14 protein-coding genes are annotated in these 17,946 nt (G+C 70.7%); 5 read left to right on the top strand and 9 right to left on the bottom strand.

Annotated elements, in window-relative coordinates:
• The first annotated feature begins 152 nt into the window (after positions 1–152).
• Positions 153–524 (top strand): hypothetical protein, encoded by a 372-nt coding sequence (locus tag ACF1ED_RS03045; protein ID WP_391756623.1) that lies wholly within the window; start codon positions 153–155, stop codon positions 522–524.
• A 246-nt stretch (positions 525–770) separates the two neighbouring features.
• Complete coding sequence (locus ACF1ED_RS03040; RefSeq protein WP_391756622.1) at positions 771–2,231, top strand: endo-1,4-beta-xylanase; 1,461 nt, start codon at positions 771–773, stop codon at positions 2,229–2,231.
• 55 nt (positions 2,232–2,286) lie between these two features.
• On the opposite strand, the gene araD is transcribed toward ACF1ED_RS03040, so the two are convergent.
• From araD to ACF1ED_RS03020, 4 genes are all read right to left on the bottom strand, one after another.
• Positions 2,287–3,000, bottom strand: a complete 714-nt coding sequence (gene araD / locus ACF1ED_RS03035) for an L-ribulose-5-phosphate 4-epimerase AraD (RefSeq protein ID WP_391756621.1) — start codon at positions 2,998–3,000, stop codon at positions 2,287–2,289.
• Positions 3,001–3,038: 38 nt separating this feature from the next.
• Positions 3,039–4,547 (bottom strand): L-arabinose isomerase, encoded by a 1,509-nt coding sequence (gene araA, locus ACF1ED_RS03030; protein WP_391756620.1) that lies wholly within the window; start codon positions 4,545–4,547, stop codon positions 3,039–3,041.
• Between the two features lie 73 nt (positions 4,548–4,620).
• Positions 4,621–6,330: a ribulokinase gene (araB, locus tag ACF1ED_RS03025; protein WP_391756619.1), complete on the bottom strand. Its 1,710-nt coding sequence runs from the start codon at positions 6,328–6,330 to the stop codon at positions 4,621–4,623.
• A gap of 360 nt (positions 6,331–6,690) precedes the next feature.
• Positions 6,691–7,737: a LacI family DNA-binding transcriptional regulator gene (locus tag ACF1ED_RS03020; RefSeq protein WP_391756618.1), complete on the bottom strand. Its 1,047-nt coding sequence runs from the start codon at positions 7,735–7,737 to the stop codon at positions 6,691–6,693.
• A 225-nt stretch (positions 7,738–7,962) separates the two neighbouring features.
• On the opposite strand from ACF1ED_RS03020, the gene chvE reads away from it, so the two are divergent.
• From chvE to mmsB, 3 genes are read left to right on the top strand one after another with little or no spacing between them, the layout of a single operon-like run.
• A complete protein-coding gene (gene chvE, locus ACF1ED_RS03015; RefSeq protein WP_391756617.1) occupies positions 7,963–9,072 on the top strand; it encodes a multiple monosaccharide ABC transporter substrate-binding protein in 1,110 nt (369 codons plus the stop codon).
• 53 nt (positions 9,073–9,125) lie between these two features.
• Entirely contained in the window at positions 9,126–10,697 is a 1,572-nt protein-coding gene (gene mmsA, locus ACF1ED_RS03010) for a multiple monosaccharide ABC transporter ATP-binding protein (protein ID WP_391756808.1), read from the top strand.
• A complete protein-coding gene (mmsB, locus tag ACF1ED_RS03005; protein ID WP_391756616.1) occupies positions 10,694–11,938 on the top strand; it encodes a multiple monosaccharide ABC transporter permease in 1,245 nt (414 codons plus the stop codon). Before mmsA ends, mmsB begins: the two co-directional genes overlap by 4 nt.
• A 74-nt stretch (positions 11,939–12,012) precedes the next feature.
• On the opposite strand, the gene ACF1ED_RS03000 is transcribed toward mmsB, so the two are convergent.
• From ACF1ED_RS03000 to ACF1ED_RS02980, 5 genes are all read right to left on the bottom strand, one after another.
• Positions 12,013–13,083 (bottom strand): aldose epimerase family protein, encoded by a 1,071-nt coding sequence (locus tag ACF1ED_RS03000; protein ID WP_391756615.1) that lies wholly within the window; start codon positions 13,081–13,083, stop codon positions 12,013–12,015.
• A gap of 108 nt (positions 13,084–13,191) precedes the next feature.
• Positions 13,192–14,199, bottom strand: coding sequence for a galactofuranose ABC transporter, permease protein YjfF (gene yjfF / locus ACF1ED_RS02995; protein WP_391756614.1), 1,008 nt, complete (start codon positions 14,197–14,199; stop codon positions 13,192–13,194).
• Complete coding sequence (locus ACF1ED_RS02990) at positions 14,196–15,311, bottom strand: ABC transporter permease (protein ID WP_391756613.1); 1,116 nt, start codon at positions 15,309–15,311, stop codon at positions 14,196–14,198. The genes yjfF and ACF1ED_RS02990 overlap by 4 nt, the downstream gene beginning before the upstream one ends.
• Positions 15,308–16,873: a sugar ABC transporter ATP-binding protein gene (locus ACF1ED_RS02985; RefSeq protein WP_391756612.1), complete on the bottom strand. Its 1,566-nt coding sequence runs from the start codon at positions 16,871–16,873 to the stop codon at positions 15,308–15,310. Before ACF1ED_RS02985 ends, ACF1ED_RS02990 begins: the two co-directional genes overlap by 4 nt.
• Before the next feature lie 68 nt (positions 16,874–16,941).
• Positions 16,942–17,943: an ABC transporter substrate-binding protein gene (locus ACF1ED_RS02980; protein ID WP_391756611.1), complete on the bottom strand. Its 1,002-nt coding sequence runs from the start codon at positions 17,941–17,943 to the stop codon at positions 16,942–16,944.
• Between the last annotated feature and the right edge of the window lie 3 nt (positions 17,944–17,946).

Below are 17,946 nucleotides of genomic sequence, written 5' to 3'. Positions count from 1 at the left end.
CTGAGACGGATGGTGGTGGAGGAGGAGGCGGGGCAGCTCGCCGGCTTCTGGGCGCTGGCCTCGAATCCGGGAGCGCCCGTCGCGCCGATGGAGGACGATTCCGGTGAACCCGCGCCCGGTTCCGACGACGTCGCCCCCACGGACTCGGGCGGTTGGCCCAGGTGTACGGCACCGCGCCGATCACCGCGGGCCTCGCCGTGGTCCTCGACGACGACGCCCACCTCCTGTTCCTCCGCACTGCGGAGGGGTTGAGTCTGCGCCGCGGGACCGAGGTCCTCACCGGCGTTCCCCTCCCTCCGGGACCTGTCCGCCCGGGGGTCCGCATCCGCGCTTTCCGCCATTCCTTCTCCTCCGCGCCACCCGGCGGTTTCCGGCAGGAACCGGCCACCGCCGAAGCGACGTTTCTTGCCCCGCTTTTCACCAGTGCGCATATCGGTCTCTACGCCGGATCCCAGGGCTATCCGTCCACCGGCGAGGCCCGTTTCCCGTGGTTCGGCCTCACCTGTCCGGAAATCTCTGCCTGACGATAGACACAGATCAGGGGCGGTCCGCATCGAAATTATTTCGAAGCGGGCCACCATTCGAAACATCTTCGAAAGTATTGACTTGTTTCCGCCGCGTTTCCACACTGATTTCCGAGGCGGCGTCTCCCCTTTTCGGTACGCCCAGTTAGTGCGCGGGTCTTTTGTTCATCCACGAAGACAGCACCGACGCGGATTCTTCCTGCCGCCTTCACAGCCTTCCGCGAATTCACTCCAGGAGGTTCTTCCATGCGCTCACGCGCTCTTCCCCCGACCACTCTCCGCCGGAGGGCCGGCGGACTGTCCGCGGCGCTGATCGCCGGCGTCCTCGGTGCCGGCGCCGTGATCGTGGCGCCCCTGACCTCGCACGCCGCCGAGAGCACGCTGGGCAGCGCGGCGAAGCAGAGCGGCCGGTACTTCGGCACGGCGATCGCCTCGGGCCGGCTCAACGACTCGACGTACACGACGATCGCCAACCGCGAGTTCGACTCGGTGACCGCCGAGAACGAGATGAAGATCGACGCCACCGAACCGCAGCAGGGGCAGTTCACCTTCACCGCCGCCGACCGGGTCTACGACTGGGCGGTGCGGAACGGCAAGCAGGTGCGCGGCCACACCCTGGCCTGGCACTCCCAGCAGCCCGGCTGGATGCAGAACCTCAGCGGGAGCGCGCTGCGCCAGGCGATGACCAACCACATCAACGGCGTGATGACCCACTACAAGGGCAAGATCGGCCAGTGGGACGTCGTGAACGAGGCCTTCGCCGACGGCAGTTCAGGAGCCCGGCGCGACTCCAACCTGCAGCGCACCGGCAACGACTGGATCGAGGTCGCGTTCCGCGCCGCGCGGGCCGCCGACCCGGCCGCCAAGCTCTGCTACAACGACTACAACGTCGAGAACTGGACCTGGGCCAAGACCCAGGCCATGTACGCGATGGTCAAGGACTTCAAGCAGCGCGGCGTGCCGATCGACTGCGTCGGCTTCCAGTCGCACTTCAACAACGACAGCCCGTACAACAGCAACTTCCGCACCACGCTCCAGAGTTTCGCCGCCCTCGGCGTCGACGTGGCCGTCACCGAACTCGACATCCAGGGCGCCTCGCCGACGACGTACGCCAACGTGACCAACGACTGCCTGGCGGTCCCGCGCTGCCTCGGCATCACCGTGTGGGGCGTGCGCGACAGCGACTCCTGGCGCGCCGAGCACACGCCGCTGCTGTTCAACAACGACGGCAGCAAGAAGCCGGCCTACACCTCGGTGCTCAACGCGCTGAACGCCGTCTCCACGACGCCGACGCCCACGCCCACGCCCACGCCGACCCCCTCCCCCGGCGCCGGACAGATCAAGGGAGTCGCCTCGGGCCGCTGTCTGGACGTGCCCGGAGCCGTCACCGCCGACGGCACCCAGGTCCAGCTGTGGGACTGCAACGGCCGCACCAACCAGCAGTGGACCCTCACCGCCGCCGGTGAGCTCAGGGTCTACGGCGACAAGTGCCTCGACGCCGCCGGCACCGCCAACGGCTCCAAGGTCCAGATCTACAGCTGCTGGGGCGCCGACAACCAGAAGTGGCGCCTCAACTCCGACGGTTCCATCGTCGGCGTCCAGTCCGGCCTCTGCCTCGACGCCGCCGCCAACGGCACGGCCAACGGCACCCTGATCCAGCTCTACACCTGCTGGAACGGCACCAACCAGCGCTGGACCCGCGGCTGATCCCACGCCGTCGACGGAGGGGAGCCGGGATGATCCCGGCTCCCCTCCCGGCGGGTCAGCGGGAGGGACGGTTTCCGTAGTACGCGTCCGGGCCGTGCTTGCGGGTGAAGTGGCGGTCCAGGACGTGCTGCGGGGGTTCGACCGCGCCCAGGGCGATGGTGTGGAGCGCCATCTCGGCCACCGCCTCGCAGACGACGGCGTGCTCCAGGGACGTGGTGGCGTCCTCGCCCCAGGTGAAGGGGCCGTGGTGGGCGACGAGAGCGCCGGGGACCTCCTTGGCCCGGGTGTCGTCACGGCCCAGCAGGTCCACGATGACCTGGCCGGTGTTGTACTCGTAGTCCGTGGCGCACTGCTCGGGGGTGAGGGCGGCGGTGACGGGGACGGGCCCGTTGAAGGTGTCCGCGTGGGTCGTACCGAGCACGGGTATCGGGCGCCGGGCCTGGGCGAAGGCGACGGCGTGGGTCGAGTGCGTGTGGGTCACGCCGCCGATGGAGGGGAAGGCCAGGTAGAGGCTGCGGTGCGTCTCCGTGTCGGTGGACGGGCGCAGGTGGCCGTCCACGACGCTCCCGTCGGACAGGGAGACCACGACGAGGTCCTCCTCCCTCAGGACGTCGTAGGCCACGCCCGAGGGCTTGATGACGAAGACGCCGGCTTCCCGGTCCACACCGCTCACGTTGCCCCAGGTGAGGGTGGCGAGCCCGGCTTGCGGGATACGGAGGTTGGCCTCCAGCACCTCCCGGCGCAGCTCCTCGGAAACGGTGGTGCGCACGGGGGGCTCCGTCCTGGTGGGGGTGGGGCTGGAGGCGTTCACAGGCTCTGGGCCAGACGGTGGTACGCCTGGTTCCAGCGCAGCTCGCGCGTGAAACGCCGTACGGTCGTGTCCTCGTCGATGACGGCGAGTTCGGTCCGCAGCATCTCGGCGAGGTCGTCGAGCTCCTCGCCGCCGAGGGCGGTGGTCAGGACGGTGTGGTGCGGTGCTCCGGCCGTCAGCCATGCCTCGGTGGACGTACGGAGGTCGGGACGGGGCCGCCAGACGGCGCGCGCGACGGGCAGCCGGGGCAGCGGCTCGGGCGGGGCGACGACGTCGATGTGGTTGGCGACGAGACGGAACCGGTCGCCCATGTCCGCGAGGCCGACGACGACGGCCGGGCCGGGGTCCGCGTCGAAGACGAGGCGGACCGGGTCCTCCCGTCCGCCGATGCCGAGCGGATGGATCTCGCAGGCGGGCGTGGCCGTGGTCAGGGAGGGGCAGACCTCCAGCATGTGGGCGCCGAGGATGAGCTCCTGACCGGGCGTGAGGTCGTAGGTGTAGTCCTCCATGAAGGAGGTGCCGCCGGGCAGGCCGTGGGCCATCGCCTTCAGGGTGCGCAGCAGGGTGGAGGTCTTCCAGTCCCCTTCGCCGCCGAAGCCGTAGCCGTCCGCCATCAGGCGCTGCACGGCGAGGCCGGGCAGCTGGCGCAGGCCGCCGAGGTCCTCGAAGTTGGTGGTGAAGGCGCGGAAGCCGCCTTCCGTGAGGAAGGCGCGCAGGCCGGCTTCGATGCGGGCGGCGTAGCGCAGGGCTTCGTGGCGCTCACCGCCGGACCGCAGCTCGGGCGCGAGGGCGTAGAGGTCTTCGTACTCCTTGACGAGGGCGGTGACGGTGGCGTCGGGGGCGGCATCGACGACGGCGACGAGGTCGTTGACGCCGTAGGTGTTGACCGAGACGCCGAACCGCAGCTGTGCCTCGACCTTGTCGCCCTCGGTGACGGCGACGTCGCGCATGTTGTCGCCGAACCGGGCGAGCTTGAGGGTGGTGAGCTCGGACCGGCCGACGGCCGCGCGGGTCCATCCGGCGATGCGGTCGACGACCTCGGGGTGGGAGACGTGGCCGGCCACGGTCTTGCGCGGGACGCCGAGGCGGGTCTGGACGAAACCGAACTCGCGGTCGCCGTGGGCGGCCTGGTTCAGGTTCATGAAGTCCATGTCGATGGTGGACCAGGGCAGCCGGCTGTTGGACTGGGTGTGCAGGTGCAGCAGGGGCTTGCTCAGGGCGTCGAGGCCGGCGATCCACATCTTGGCCGGGGAGAAGGTGTGCATCCAGGCGATGAGGCCGATGCAGCGGTCGTCGGCGTTGGCCTCCAGGCAGACCGCGCGGATGGCGGCCGCGTCGGTGAGGACCGGCTTCCAGACGATCCGGACGGTCATCTGAGGCTGGTCGGCGAGGGTGTCACGGATGGCTCGGGACTGCTCGGCGACCTGGGCCAGGGTGTCGTCGCCGTAGAGGGACTGGCTGCCGGTGAGGAACCAGACCTCGCGGTCGGGCTGGGCGGGCGTCATGTCGGGTGTGCTCCTCGGAGGTGCGGGGTCGGGGGTGGGCCTGTCGTCGTCGAGGGGGTGGGCGGTGGGCCGGTCAGTCGGTGACGGTGGTGGCGCGGGCGGTGTTGCGCATCCGCCGCAGGCGGTGCAGGAGGAGGTCCGGGCCGGTGCCGAAGTGCTCGTGGAGGGCGCGGTACTCGCCGAACAGCGCGTCGTAGGCGTCCGCCCGTGCGGGGTCGGGCAGGTATGCGTGGCGCTGGACGCTTCCCATGACGGAGGCGGCGGAGCGGACGTCGGGGTAGGCGCCCGCGGCGACGGCGGCGTGGATGGCCGAGCCGAGCGCCGGGCCCTGTTCGGAGGTGCCGAGGGAGACGGGGCGGCGGAGCACGTCGGCGTATATCTGCATGAGCAGCGCGTTCTTCTTCAGGCCCCCGGTGACGATGAACTCCTCGACGGGGATCCCGCCGTCCTCGAAGGTCTCGACGATCATCCGGGTGCCGTAGGCGGTGGATTCGAGGAGGGCCCGGTAGACGTCTTCGGGGCGGGTGTCGAGGGTGAGGCCGGCCATGACTCCGGAGAGGTGGTGGTCGACCAGCGGGGAACGGTTACCGTTCATCCAGTCCAGGGCGACCAGGCCGTGCGCGCCGACCGGCTGGTCGGCGGCCCTGCGGGTGAGGAGTTGGTGCAGGTCCTCGCCCGATGCCTCCGCCTCGGCGCGGTAATGGTCCGGAACGCCCTGGCGCAGCCACCAGGCGAAGATGTCGCCGACCGCGCTCTGGCCCGCCTCGTAGCCGTAGGCACCCTTGACGATGCCTCCGTCGACGACCCCGCAGATGCCGGGGACCTCTGCGAGGGTGGCGCCATTGAGGACGTGGCAGGTGGAGGTGCCCATGATGGCGAGCATCCGGCCGTTCTCGACGGCGCCCGCCGCGGGCGCGGCCACGTGGGCGTCGACGTTGCCGACGGCGACGGCGATGCCCTCGGGGAGGCCGGTCCAGCGCGCGGCCCGGCCGCTCAGCCCGCCGGCCCGGGAGCCCAGGGGCGACAGCGGGTGCTCGAGGCGCGTGGCGGGGAAGTCGGCGAAATCCGGGTGGAGCCGGGCGAGGAAGCCGGGCGAGGGGTAGGCGCCGTCCTGGTGGATGCCCTTGTAGCCGGCGGTGCAGGTGTTGCGGGACTCGGCGCCGGTGAGCTGCCAGACGATCCAGTCGGCCGCCTCGATCCAGCGGTCGCAGGCTCCGTAGACGGCCGGGTCCTCCTCCAGGACCTGGAGGGCCTTGGCGTACTGCCACTCGGAGGAGATCTTGCCTCCGTACCGCGCGATCCACTTCTCGCCGAGGGCATGGGCGAGGGCGTTGATGCGGTCGGCCTGTTCCTGGGCCGCGTGGTGCTTCCACAGTTTGGGCCAGGCGTGCGGGCGGTCGGACCACTCGGGCGTCAGGGCGAGCGGGGTGCCGTCCGGGGTGGTCGGCAGGACCGTGCAGGCGGTGAAGTCGGTGGCGAGGCCGATGACGCGGGCCGGGTCGACCCCGGCGTCGGCGAGCGCCGCGGGAACGGCGGTGCGCAGGACGTCGCGCCAGTCCTCGGGGTGCTGGAGGGCCCAGTCGGGGGGCAGCGGGACGCCGGTGGTGGGAAGGCGGTCCTCGATGACCGCGTGGCGGTACTCGTGGACCGACGAGCCGAGTTCGGCGCCGTCCCGGACCCTGACCACGACGGCGCGCCCGGAGAGGGTGCCGAAGTCGACTCCGATGGTGCAGGCCTCGGGGTGGTGGCGGACTGCGGGGTCGGAAAGGGCGTGTGTGGTCACGATGGGGTCTCTCTCGTCACGGGCAGGAGGGCGGAGGAGCACCCTGATTGTTAACGCTCACAATTGACTTGGACAAGAGATGGGCGCAGTTCTGTCAAACATTCAGCAGGAAACGGGGCTTCAAAGTGAGCGCTCACTTCGAAGTGGAGGCACCCCGCGGTGCGACGCGGACCGGCCCCGCGACACCGGCCCGACGCGCGCGCCGCCGCCGACGGGCGGCCCGTCGCCGGCGACGGGCGGCCTGTCGCCGGGGGGGCGAGGCGGCGCGGGGAGGAGGCGGTGACGCGGGGAGGGGGTGGCGCGGGGAGGGGGGTGGCGCGGGGAGGGGGGTGGCTCCGGCGGCGAGAGCCGCCCGCCGCGTCAGGCCTCGTTCGCGGGGCGGGTGCTCGCACGCATGATGAGCTGCGGCTCCACCAGCAGGTGCTCGGCCTTCCGGGCACGGCCCTCGATGTGGTCCACCAGGAGCCCGATGCTCCGGCGCCCGATGGCGGCGAAGTCCTGGCGGACCGTCGTCAGGGGCGGCGGGAAGTACTCGGCCTCCGGGATGTCGTCGAAGCCGGCGACGGCCACCTGTCCGGGGGTGCGGATCCCGCCCTCGCGCAGCGCCCGCAGGACGCCGAGCGCCATCTGGTCGTTGGCGACGAAGACGGCCGTGACCGGCGTCGCCCCTCGGCGGGCCAGGGCGAGCCCCGCGAGCTCCTGCCCGGCCCGGTACCCGGACAGCGGGCTCCAGTCACCCGTCAGCACGCGGGGGGGCCGGACGCCGTTCTCCTCCAGGACGGCGCGCCAGCCCGCCGTGCGGGCCTCACTCTCCAGCCAGTCCTCCGGCCCGGCCACATGCCAGACGGTCTCGTGTCCGGCGGCGAGCAGGTGCTCCGTGACCATGCGGGCGCCGAGCTCCTGGTCGAGGGAGACGCCGGGCAGGTCGAGCTGATGGCCCCCCTCGACGGTGACCACGGGGAAGGGCGCGTCCAGCTCGGCGAGCGACTGCACGTGCGAGCGTTGCGGAGTGATGGCGACGACGCCCTCCACGCCCCAGGAGGCGAGGTGGTCGATGGCGTCCGTGAGCCCCTGCCCCGATCCGGTGCGCAGATTGACCGTCGAGACGAGGTAGCCCTCCTCGCGGGCCGCCTCCTCCAGACCCGCGAGGGTGCTGGCGGGGCCGTACAGGGCGGTGTTGACGGCGATGACGCCCAGCGTCCTCGTACGACGGGTGACCAGGGCGCGGGCGGCGGAGTTGCGGCGGTAGCCCAGCAGCTCGATGGCCTGCGTGACCTGCTCCCGGGTGGCCGCGCGCACGTTGGGATGACCGCTCAGCACCCGGGAGACGGTCTGATGGGAGACCCCCGCCTCTCGTGCGACGTCGGCCATCGTCGGCGGGCGGACGTCTTCCGCGGGCTGCGCCACGTTCGCCTCCCTTCTCCCTGCTTACGGCTGCGTATCGATGCGAGAAAAACCTTATCGCCTCTTGTATCACGCAGTTGTGAGCGCTAACAATCTACCTCGACCGGGGCGCCGACGCCCTGGCCACCCAGCCGGAACGGCGCCGTCCCGGTGGTGCGAGGACACGCGCCGCCGTCGAGCCGTCCCGGTCGGAGCCGCCCTCGATGACGGGATTGCCAGGTAACGCCCATGAAGAAGTTCCGATCCGCATCCGCCCTCCTGGCCGTGACCACCGGCTGCGCCCTGCTCATGACCGCCTGCGGGCAGAACAGCGAAGGGGGCAGCCAGGAGTCGAAGGACAAGAAGGACCTCACCATCGGCATCGCCATGCCCACCAAGTCCTCCGAGAGGTGGATCGCCGACGGCCGGAACATGACCACGAGCCTGGAGAAGGCCGGCTTCTCCACCACCCTGCAGTACGGCGAGGACGACCCCGACCAGCAGGTCGCCCAGATCGAGAACATGATCACCCAGGGCGTCGACGCCCTGGTCGTGGCCGCCATCAACGGCGAGGCCCTGTCCAACGTCCTGCAGCAGGCGGCGGACGCCCACATCCCGGTCATCTCCTACGACCGGCTCATCCTCGGCTCCCCGCACATCGACTACTACGCCTCCTTCGACAACGCGAAGGTCGGCGAGCTCCAGGCCACGTACATCGTCGAGAAGCTGGGGCTGAAGGGCGGCGCGAAGAAGGGCCCCTTCAACATCGAGCTGTTCGCCGGATCCAACGACGACAACAACACCAAGTACTTCTTCAACGGCGCCATGAAGGTGCTCAAGCCCTACCTCGACAAGAAGCAGCTGGTCGTACGCTCCCAGCAGACCCAGCTCAACCAGGTCACCACGCTGCGCTGGGACGGCGGTACGGCCCAGAAGCGCATGGACGACCTGCTGACCTCCTCGTACTCCACGGCCCGGGTCGACGCCGTGCTCTCCCCCTACGACGGCATCTCCATCGGCATCCTGTCCGCCCTGAAGTCCGACGACTACGGCAGCGCCGCGAAGCCGCTGCCGGTCGTCACCGGCCAGGACGCGGAGGTCGCCTCCGTGAAGTCGATCATCGCGGGCGAGCAGACGCAGACCGTCTACAAGGACACCCGCGCGCTCGCGCAGGTCGCCGCCGACATGGTGACCGCCGTCCTCGCCGGGAAGAAGCCCGAGACCAACGACGACACCACCTACGACAACGGCAAGAAGGTGGTCCCCGCCTACCTGCTCGACCCGGTCAGCGTCGACAGGACCAACTACCAGAAGGTCCTGGTCGACTCGGGCTACATCGACGCCGAGGAACTGCGGTGACCTCCGCCCCCGCCCCGGCCCGCTCCCCCGACGCCCCCGGCCCCGTCCTCGAGATGCGGTCCATCGGCAAGTCCTTCCCCGGGGTCAGAGCACTCTCCGACGTCACCCTGTCCGTGGCGCGCGGCGAGGTGCACGCCCTGTGCGGGGAGAACGGCGCCGGCAAGTCGACGCTCATGAAGGTCCTGTCCGGCGTCCACCCGCACGGCACCTACGAGGGAGAGATCCTCTTCGACGGCGAGCCGTGCCGGTTCAAGGACATCAGGGCCAGCGAGCGGCGCGGCATCGTCATCATCCACCAGGAGCTCGCGCTCGTCCCGTACCTGTCGATCGCCGAGAACGTCTTCCTCGGCAACGAGCCCGGCCGGCGGGGGATCGTCGACTGGCACGAGGCGCTGCGCCGCGCCTCCGAACTGCTCCGCCGCGTCGGACTCGACGAACACCCCGAGACCCGGGTCGCCGACATCGGGGTCGGCAAGCAGCAGCTCGTGGAGATCGCGAAGGCGCTGGCGAAGGACGTCCGCCTGCTCATCCTCGACGAGCCCACCGCGGCGCTCAACGACGAGGACAGCGCGAAGCTGCTGCGGCTGATGCGAGAGCTGAAGAGCCAGGGCATCACCTCGATCATCATCTCGCACAAGCTCAACGAGATCTCCCGGATCGCCGACTCCGTCACCATCCTGCGCGACGGGCGGTCCATCGAGACCCTGGACGTCAGGGACCCCGCCACCACCGAGGAGCGCATCATCCGCGGCATGGTGGGGCGGGACCTCGACAGCCGTTTCCCCGAGCGCACGGCGTACGAGGGCCCGGCCGACACCGACCCCGTCCTGGAGATCCGGGACTGGACCGTGCGCCATCCGCTCGACCGCGGCCGCAAGGTCGTCGACGGGGTCTCGCTCCACGTCCGGCGCGGGGAGATCGTCGGCGTCGCGGGGCTCATGGGGGCCGGCCGGACCGAACTCGCCATGAGCGTCTTCGGCCGTTCCTACGGTCACTACGAGCGGGGCGTCGTGTTGAAGGACGGTCGCGAAGTGCGGACCCGCACGGTTCCCGAGGCGGTCGCCCACGGCATCGCGTACGTCACCGAGGACCGCAAGCACTACGGTCTCGACCTCGGGGACTCCGTCAGCCGAAACATCTCGCTCGCGTCCCTCGGCGCCCTCGCCCGCCGGGGCGTCGTCGACGCGCACGAGGAGCGCAAGGTGGCCGAACGGTTCCGGCGCACCATGGGCATCAAGACCCCGAACGTCCTCGAACCGGTCGGCCGCCTGTCCGGCGGCAACCAGCAGAAGGTCGTCCTCAGCAAGTGGATCCTCGCCGGACCGGACGTCCTCGTCCTCGACGAGCCCACGCGCGGAGTCGACGTGGGAGCCAAGTTCGAGATCTACACCGTGATCGACCGGCTCGCCGCCGAGGGCAAGGCGATCCTCCTCATCTCCTCCGAGCTGCCCGAACTGCTCGGCATGTGCGACCGCGTCTACACCATGGCCGCCGGGCGGCTGACCGGCGAGGTCACCCGCGAGGACGCCACGCAGGAAGTGCTGATGCGGCACATGACGCAGGACTCCCCCGCACCACCGTCGGTCACCGCAGGCGCCGACTCCAGTGAAGGACACCAGGCATGAGCACCGACCCCACCACCGGAACGACCGCCCCCGCGCGCCCGGGCCACGGATCTCCGTCCGCCGGGGCGCCACTGACCCGGGTGCTCCTGGACGGCGTCCGGCGGAACATGCGCCAGTACGGCATGCTCTTCGCACTCGGCCTGATCGTCCTCCTGTTCCAGATCTGGACGGGCGGTGACCTCCTGCTGCCGCGCAACGTCTCCAACCTGGTGCTGCAGAACAGCTACATCCTCATCCTGGCGATCGGGATGATGATCGTCATCATCTCCGGGCACATCGACCTGTCGGTGGGCTCCCTGATGGCGCTGGTCGGCGGGATCGGGGCGGTGCTCATGGTCGAGCACCAGGTGTCCTGGCCCGTCGCGGTGGTCCTCACGCTGCTCCTCGGCGCGGTCGCCGGCGCGCTCCAAGGGTTCTTCATCGCGTACGTCGGCATACCGTCGTTCATCGTGACCCTCGCGGGCATGCTGCTCTTCCGCGGGCTCACGGAGATCTTCCTCAAGGGGCAGACGCTCGGTCCGTTCCCGGACGGGCTGCAGAAGGTCGCCAACGGCTTCCTGCCGGAGGTGGGTCCGCGGTCCAACTACCACAACCTGACCCTGCTCCTGGGCGCGGGACTGATCGCCTACGTGGTCCTCCAGGAGGTGCGGGACCGGCGCCGGCAGCGGGAGTTCGCCCTGGAGACGCTCCCCACGGGCCTCTTCGCGCTCAAGGTGACGGCGCTCGTCTCCGCGGTCCTGGTCACCACCCTGCTGCTCGCCAGCTACAAGGGCGCCCCCGTGGTCCTCCTCATCCTGGCCGCGCTGCTGGTCGGCTTCGGATACGTGATGCGCAACGCGGTGATCGGCCGCCACGTGTACGCGATCGGGGGGAACCTGCCCGCCGCCAAGCTGTCCGGGGTCAAGGACAAGAAGGTGACGTTCGCGGTCTTCCTCAACATGGGCATGCTCGCGGCGCTCGCCGGGCTCGTCTTCGCGGCGCGCTTCAACGCGGCCTCCCCGAAGGCGGGCGTGAACTTCGAACTGGAGGCCATCGCCGCCGCGTTCATCGGCGGGGCCTCGATGAGCGGCGGCGTCGGGACCGTCCTGGGCGCCATCATCGGCGGCCTCGTCCTCGGCGTCCTCAACAACGGCATGAACCTCGTCGGGGTGGGCACCGACTGGCAGCAGGTCATCAAGGGCCTCGTGCTGCTCGCAGCGGTCGGCTTCGACGTGTGGAACAAGCGCAGGGCGGGCGCCTGACACCGCTCCGGACACGGCCGTGCCCGCCGGTTCCTTCCCGGCGGGCACGGCCGTGCCGGCGTTTCCGCACGCGGTCAGCCGCGCGTGCGGAAACGCAGGACGGTCCTCGACCGGTACTCGTCGCCGGGGCGCAGCACCGTGGACGGGTCGCCGGGGCGGTTCGGGGCGTCGGGGAAGTGCTGGGTCTCGAGGGCGATGCCGGCGCCCGTCCGGTAGGGCGTACCGCTCTTGCCGAGGACCGATCCGTCGAACTGCCCCGCGGTGTAGACCTGGAGTCCCGGCTCCGTGGTCAGCACTTCCATGCGGCGGCCCGTGGCCGGGGCGTGGAGGACGGCGGCCCGGCGCAGCGCTCGGCCGTCGTGCGGAGACAGGACGAAGTTGTGGTCGTACCCTCCGGGCGCGCCGGGCCGGGCCAGGGCCTCACCGATGCCGAGCGGCCGTCGGAGGTCGAACGCGGTGCCGGACACGGGGCGGTGGTCGCCGCGGGGGATGAGGTCCTGGCCGACCGGCGTGTAGTGGTCGGCGCGGACGGTCAGTTCGTGTCCGAGGATGTCGCCGGTGCCCTCGCCCGCGAGGTTGAAGTAGGCGTGGTTGGTGAGGTTGACCAGGGTGGCCGCGTCGGTGACCGCGGTGTAGGAGAAGGAGAGTTCGTCGTCGCGGCTGATCAGGCAGCTGACGGTGACGTCCAGGTTGCCAGGGAAGCCCTGGTCGCCGTCGGGGCTGCGGAGGTGCAGGAGCACACCGGTCCGCTCCGGTGTGTGCACGCTCTCGGCTTCCCAGAGCCGGGTGTCGAAACCGTCGGTTCCGCCGTGCAGGCAGTGGCCGTTCTCCTGTGTGGTCAGCTGGTACGGCTTGCCGTCCAGGGAGAACCGGCCTTGTGCGACGCGGTTGGCGTAGCGGCCGACGGTGGCACCGAAGTACCGGGCGGCGTCGGCCGTGGGGGCCGGGTCGCGCGGTGCGAGGACGACGTCGGCCGGCGTGCCGTGCCGGTCCGGCACCCACAGCCCGTGGAGGCGGGCGCCGAGGGTGTGCACCTCCGCCGTGAGTCCGTCGGGAAAGCCGAAGATCCATCGTTGCCCGGAGTCCGTGCCGGGGAGGCAGACCGGTGGGCCGCCCGTGAAAGGGGGGCGGGAGGACGGGGTCATGGGAGTTCCTTGTCCGGGGTGCGACCGCGGCCGGGAAAGGGGGCTGAAGGGTCCCGCTCTCCCGGCCGCGGTCGTCGTGGTCGGCAGTCAGTGGTCGGAAGCGAGCGGTCAGGGGTCCGCCCGGGATCCGCCGAAGAGCCGTTGGAGGAGGATGAAGACGAACAGCAGGCCGCCGATGACGATGCGCGTCCACCACGAGCTCAGCGTGCCCTGGAAGCTGATGACCGTCTGGATCAGGCCGAGGACCGTCACGCCCAGCGCGGTGCCCAGGACGAAGCCGGAGCCCCCGGTGAGGAGGGTCCCTCCGATGACGGCGGCCGCGATGGCGTCGAGCTCCATGCCGACGGCGTGCAGGGCGTAGCCGGACAGCATGTAGAAGGTCAGCAGCAGCCCGCCGAGGGCGGAGCAGAGCCCGCTGACGGCGTACACCGCGACCTTGGTGCGCCCCACGGGAAGGCCCATGAGGCGGGCCGAGGACTCGTTGCCGCCCAGGGCGTAGACGGTCCGGCCGAAGCGGGTGTGGTGGAGGACGACGAAGGCGAGCGCGAGGACGACCAGGGCGATCACCACGGCGGGCGAGACGAACAGACCGCCGGGCAGGAGCACCCGCGTCTGGGCGATCCGCGTGGTCGTCGGGTCGGTGACGGAGAGGGACTCCGTGCTGATCATGTAGCAGAGGCCGCGGGCGAGGAACATGCCCGCGAGGGTGACGATGAAGGGCTGGATCTCGAAGGCGTGGATGACCCAGCCCATGAGGGCGCCGCCTCCCGCGCCCACCAGCAGGACCAGCGGCACGGCCAGGGCGAGCGGTACGCCGTTCTGTTCGACGAGCCAGGCCGTCAGCATGGTCGACAGGGCCACCATGGAGCCGACGGAGAGGTCGATGCCCCCGGTGAGGATGACGAACGTCATGCCGATCGCGACGACGAGCAGGAAGCCGTTGTCGATCAGGACGTTGAGCAGGACCTGCGCGGAGAAGAAGCCTTCGTACCGCAGGGAGCCGATCGAGAACATCGCGACCAGCAGGGTGGCCGTCACCATGAGCGGCAGGCGGGTGGCGTGCCGCACCGAGAACCGTTGGAGGGGCCTGGTGAGGGAGTCGAGGGTGGTGCTCACGGGGTGACCTCCTGCCGGCGGGCTCCCCTGTCGCCGGCCGCGGGGGCCGGGTCCGGGCCGGCCGGCCGGCGACGGTGTGGGAGTCGCGCGCGGAACGCGGGCGACTGGGCGAGACAGACGACGATGACGACCAGGGCCTTGAAGACGAGGGTGGTCTCCGGCGGTACGCCGAGGGTGTAGATCGTGGTCGAGAGGGTCTGGATGATCAGCGCGCCCAGGACCGTCCCGCCGAGGGAGAAACGGCCGCCCGTGAGGGCGGTGCCGCCGATGACCACGGCGAGGATCGCGTCCAGCTCGATCCAGAGGCCCGCGTTGTTGCCGTCGGCGCTGGACACGTTGGAGCTGATCATCAGGCCGGCCACCGCGGCGCACACGGCGCTCACGACGTAGACCATGACCAGGAGCCCGGAGGCCCGGATGCCGACGAGCCGGCTCGCGACCGGGTTGCCGCCGACCGATTCGATGAGCATGCCGAGCGCCGTCCGCCGGGTGACGAGGGAGGTCACCGCCACGAGGGCCGCGGCGAGCAGGACGGCAAAGGGGAGCGTGAGCCAGTAGCCGCCGCCGATCATCTTGTAGGCGCCGCTGGAGACGCTGATGATCTGGCCGTCGGTGATCAGCTGGGCCACGCCCCGCCCCGCGACCATGAGGACCAGCGTGGCGACGATGGGCTGGACGCCGAGCCGGGCGACGAGGAAGCCGTTCAGGAGTCCGATGGCGGCGGCCACGCCGAGCGCCACCACGACCGCCGACAGGACGGTGGACAGGCTTCCGGGGTTCTTGGCGGTGGCGATGTGCTCGCACGCGAGGGCGCCGGCGATGGCGACCGTCGAGCCGACCGAGAGGTCGATGCCCCGGGTCGCGATGACCAGCGTCATGCCGAGCGACACCAGGATCAGGGGGGCGCCGAACTGGAGGATGTCGATGAGGCTGCCGTAGAGGTGCCCGTTCTGGACGCGTACGGCGAAGAAGTCGTGGGTGAGCGCGACGTTCCCCAGCAACAGGGCGGCCAGGGCGGCGGCGGGCCAGAACAGGCGGTGCTCGGTGAGCCGCCGGGAGCCGGGTGCCCGGGCCGGACGCCCCCGGGCGCCGGTGTCGTCGGATGGGGTCATGAGGTGGCTCCGGTGGCGATGGCGCCCAGGATCCGATCGGGCGTCAGGGTCGTGTCGTTGGGGAGGGTGGCGACGAGCCGGTGGTCGCGCAGCACGCCGACCCGGTGGCTCAGCCGCAGCACTTCCTCCAGTTCGGCGGAGATGAACAGGACCGCGGTGCCTTCCGCGGCCAGGCGGGTGACGAGCTTCCCGATCTCGGTCCTGGCGCCGATGTCGATGCCACGGGTGGGTTCGTCCAGGATCAGGAGCTCGGGGTCGGTGAGCAGCCAGCGGGCGAGCAGGACCTTCTGCTGGTTGCCTCCGCTGAGGTTGCGGACCTGGGCCTCGGGGTCGGCCGGGCGGATGTCGAGGACCTCGGTCCAGCGGGCGGCGATCTCGTCCTGCCGGGTACGGGAGAGGGGCTTGGTCCAGCCGCGTGCGGCCTGCAGGGCCAGCACGATGTTCTCTCGGACCGTGAGCTCGCCGATCAGGCCCTCCGCCTTGCGGTTCTCCGAGCAGAAGGCGATCTTGCGGGCGATCGCGGAGCGCGGCGAGCGCAGGACGGCGCGCTCGCCGTCGATCCGCAGCTCGCCCGCGTCGGCGTGGTCGGCGCCGAAGAGCAGCCGGGCCGCCTCCGTACGCCCGGATCCGAGGAGTCCGGCCAGGCCGATGACCTCGCCGCGGTGGATGTCCAGGTCGTACGGCTCGATGGAGCCGGCCCGGCCGAGTCCGCGGGCGCTCAGGAGGGGGGCGGCTGAGTCGGGGGTGACGGCCGTGCCGGCGGGGGTCGTCTCGGCCGGCTCCTCCAGGGTGCGGGGTTCGCTGCCGACCATGCGGTGGACGAGGGTGACGGGGGTCAGTTCGTCGATCCGGTACTCGCCTTCGAGGCGGCCGTTGCGCAGGACGGTCACCCGGTCGCAGAGGTCGAAGACCTGGTCGAGGAAGTGGGTGACGAAGAGGATCGCGACGCCCCGGTCGCGGAGTCGGCGGACGAGTGCGAACAGCTGGGCGACTTCGTCCCGGTCGAGGCTGGACGTGGGTTCGTCGAGGACGAGCACCTTCGCCCGGATGTCCACGGCGCGGACGATCGCGACGAGTTGCTGGACGGCGAGGGAGTGCGCGCTCAGCGGCCGGCGGACGTCGAGATCGAGTTCGAGCTCGGTGATGAGCCGTGCCGCGCGGCGGTGGAGGGCCGACCAGTGGACGAGGCCCAGGCGCCGGGGTTCACGGCCGATGAGGATGTTCTCGGCGACGGAGAGATTGGGGCACAGGTTCACCTCCTGGTAGACCGTGCTGATTCCGGCGTGCTGGGCCTCCAGGGGTTCGGTGAACCACTGGGGGGTGCCGTCGACGGTGACCGTTCCGGCGTCGGGCGGGTGGACACCGGTGAGCACCTTGATGAGGGTCGACTTGCCCGCGCCGTTCTCGCCCATCAGCGCGTGGACCTCGCCCGGGTAGAGGCGCAGGGCCACACCGTCGAGGGCGAGGACGCCGGGGAAGGACTTGCGGATGCCGTGGGCCTCCAGGACCGGCCGGTCGGTGGGGGCGGGCGTGGGGGCGTGAGGGGTGGGTGGGGCTGCCATGCGCCCTCCTCTCCTGAGGACCCGGGGGCAGCGCGTGGGCGGCCCCCGGGTCACGTGCGGGCGGTGGGTCAGTACTGGCGGCTCGGCAGGGCGGCTTCGGCCTGGTCCTGGGTGAAGACGCCCTCCTCGACCTCGACCCGTCGCGGGACGTCCTCGCCCGCCGCGACCTTCTTGGCGAGTTCCATGAGCTGGTCGCCGAGGAGCGGGTTGCACTCGACGACCACGTTGATCTTCTTCTGCTGCATGGCGACGAAGGCGTCCTTGATGCCGTCGACCGAGATCACCTTGATGTCGGTGCCCGGCTTCTTGCCCGCTTCCTCGATGGCCTGGATGGCGCCGAGGGCCATGTCGTCGTTGTGGGCGTACAGGACGTCGATGTCCTCGTGGGACTTGAGGAACGCCTGCATGACCTCCTTGCCCTTGGCCCGGGTGAAGTCCCCGGTCTGGGAGGCGACCACCTTGAACTTGGGGTCGCCCTTGATGGCGTCGGCGAAGCCGGCCTTGCGGTCGTTGGCGGGTGCGGAGCCGGTGGTGCCCTGGAGCTCGACGAGGTTGACCGGCTCGGAGGTGCCCTCGTACTCCTTGACCAGCCACTTGCCCGCCTCCTCGCCCTCCTTGACGAAGTCGGAGCCGAGGAAGGTCCGGTACAGGGAGGTGTCCTGCGAGTCGACCGCGCGGTCGGTGAGGATCACCGGGATGCCGGCGTTCTTGGCCTCCTTCAGGACGGTGTCCCAGCCGGACTCCACCACCGGCGAGAAGGCGATGACGTCCACCTTCTGCTGGATGAAGGTGCGGATGGCCTTGATCTGGTTCTCCTGCTTCTGCTGCGCGTCGGAGAACTTCAGCGTGATCCCGGCCTTCTCGGCCGCCTCTCGCACGGACTTGGTGTTGGCGGTGCGCCAGCCGCTCTCGGCTCCCACCTGGGCGAACCCGAGCACCAGCTTGCCGTCGGAGGAGCCCTTGCCGCTGCCGCCGGTGCTGCCGGTGGCCACGGGCTCGGTGGTACAGGCGGTCAGCACACTGCCGGCCAGGGCGGCGGCGGCGATGACGCGGAGGGCTCTGTGGGCCATGTC

Source organism: Streptomyces sp. NPDC014656, from assembly GCF_043084305.1.
In the GTDB taxonomy this organism is placed as follows: domain Bacteria; phylum Actinomycetota; class Actinomycetes; order Streptomycetales; family Streptomycetaceae; genus Streptomyces.
Note: the sequence above shows the minus strand (reverse complement) of the source record. Positions and strands in the feature narration are given on the sequence as shown.

Coding starts and splice junctions, on each gene's coding strand:
- ACF1ED_RS02985 (WP_391756612.1), bottom strand. CDS start 16,873: ATGGCAGCCCCACCCACCCCTCACGCCCCCACGCCCGCCCCCACCGAC.
- ACF1ED_RS02980 (WP_391756611.1), bottom strand. CDS start 17,943: ATGGCCCACAGAGCCCTCCGCGTCATCGCCGCCGCCGCCCTGGCCGGC.
- chvE (WP_391756617.1), top strand. CDS start 7,963: ATGAAGAAGTTCCGATCCGCATCCGCCCTCCTGGCCGTGACCACCGGC.
- ACF1ED_RS03000 (WP_391756615.1), bottom strand. CDS start 13,083: ATGACCCCGTCCTCCCGCCCCCCTTTCACGGGCGGCCCACCGGTCTGC.
- mmsA (WP_391756808.1), top strand. CDS start 9,126: ATGCGGTCCATCGGCAAGTCCTTCCCCGGGGTCAGAGCACTCTCCGAC.
- araA (WP_391756620.1), bottom strand. CDS start 4,547: ATGACGCCCGCCCAGCCCGACCGCGAGGTCTGGTTCCTCACCGGCAGC.
- ACF1ED_RS03040 (WP_391756622.1), top strand. CDS start 771: ATGCGCTCACGCGCTCTTCCCCCGACCACTCTCCGCCGGAGGGCCGGC.
- mmsB (WP_391756616.1), top strand. CDS start 10,694: ATGAGCACCGACCCCACCACCGGAACGACCGCCCCCGCGCGCCCGGGC.
- ACF1ED_RS02990 (WP_391756613.1), bottom strand. CDS start 15,311: ATGACCCCATCCGACGACACCGGCGCCCGGGGGCGTCCGGCCCGGGCA.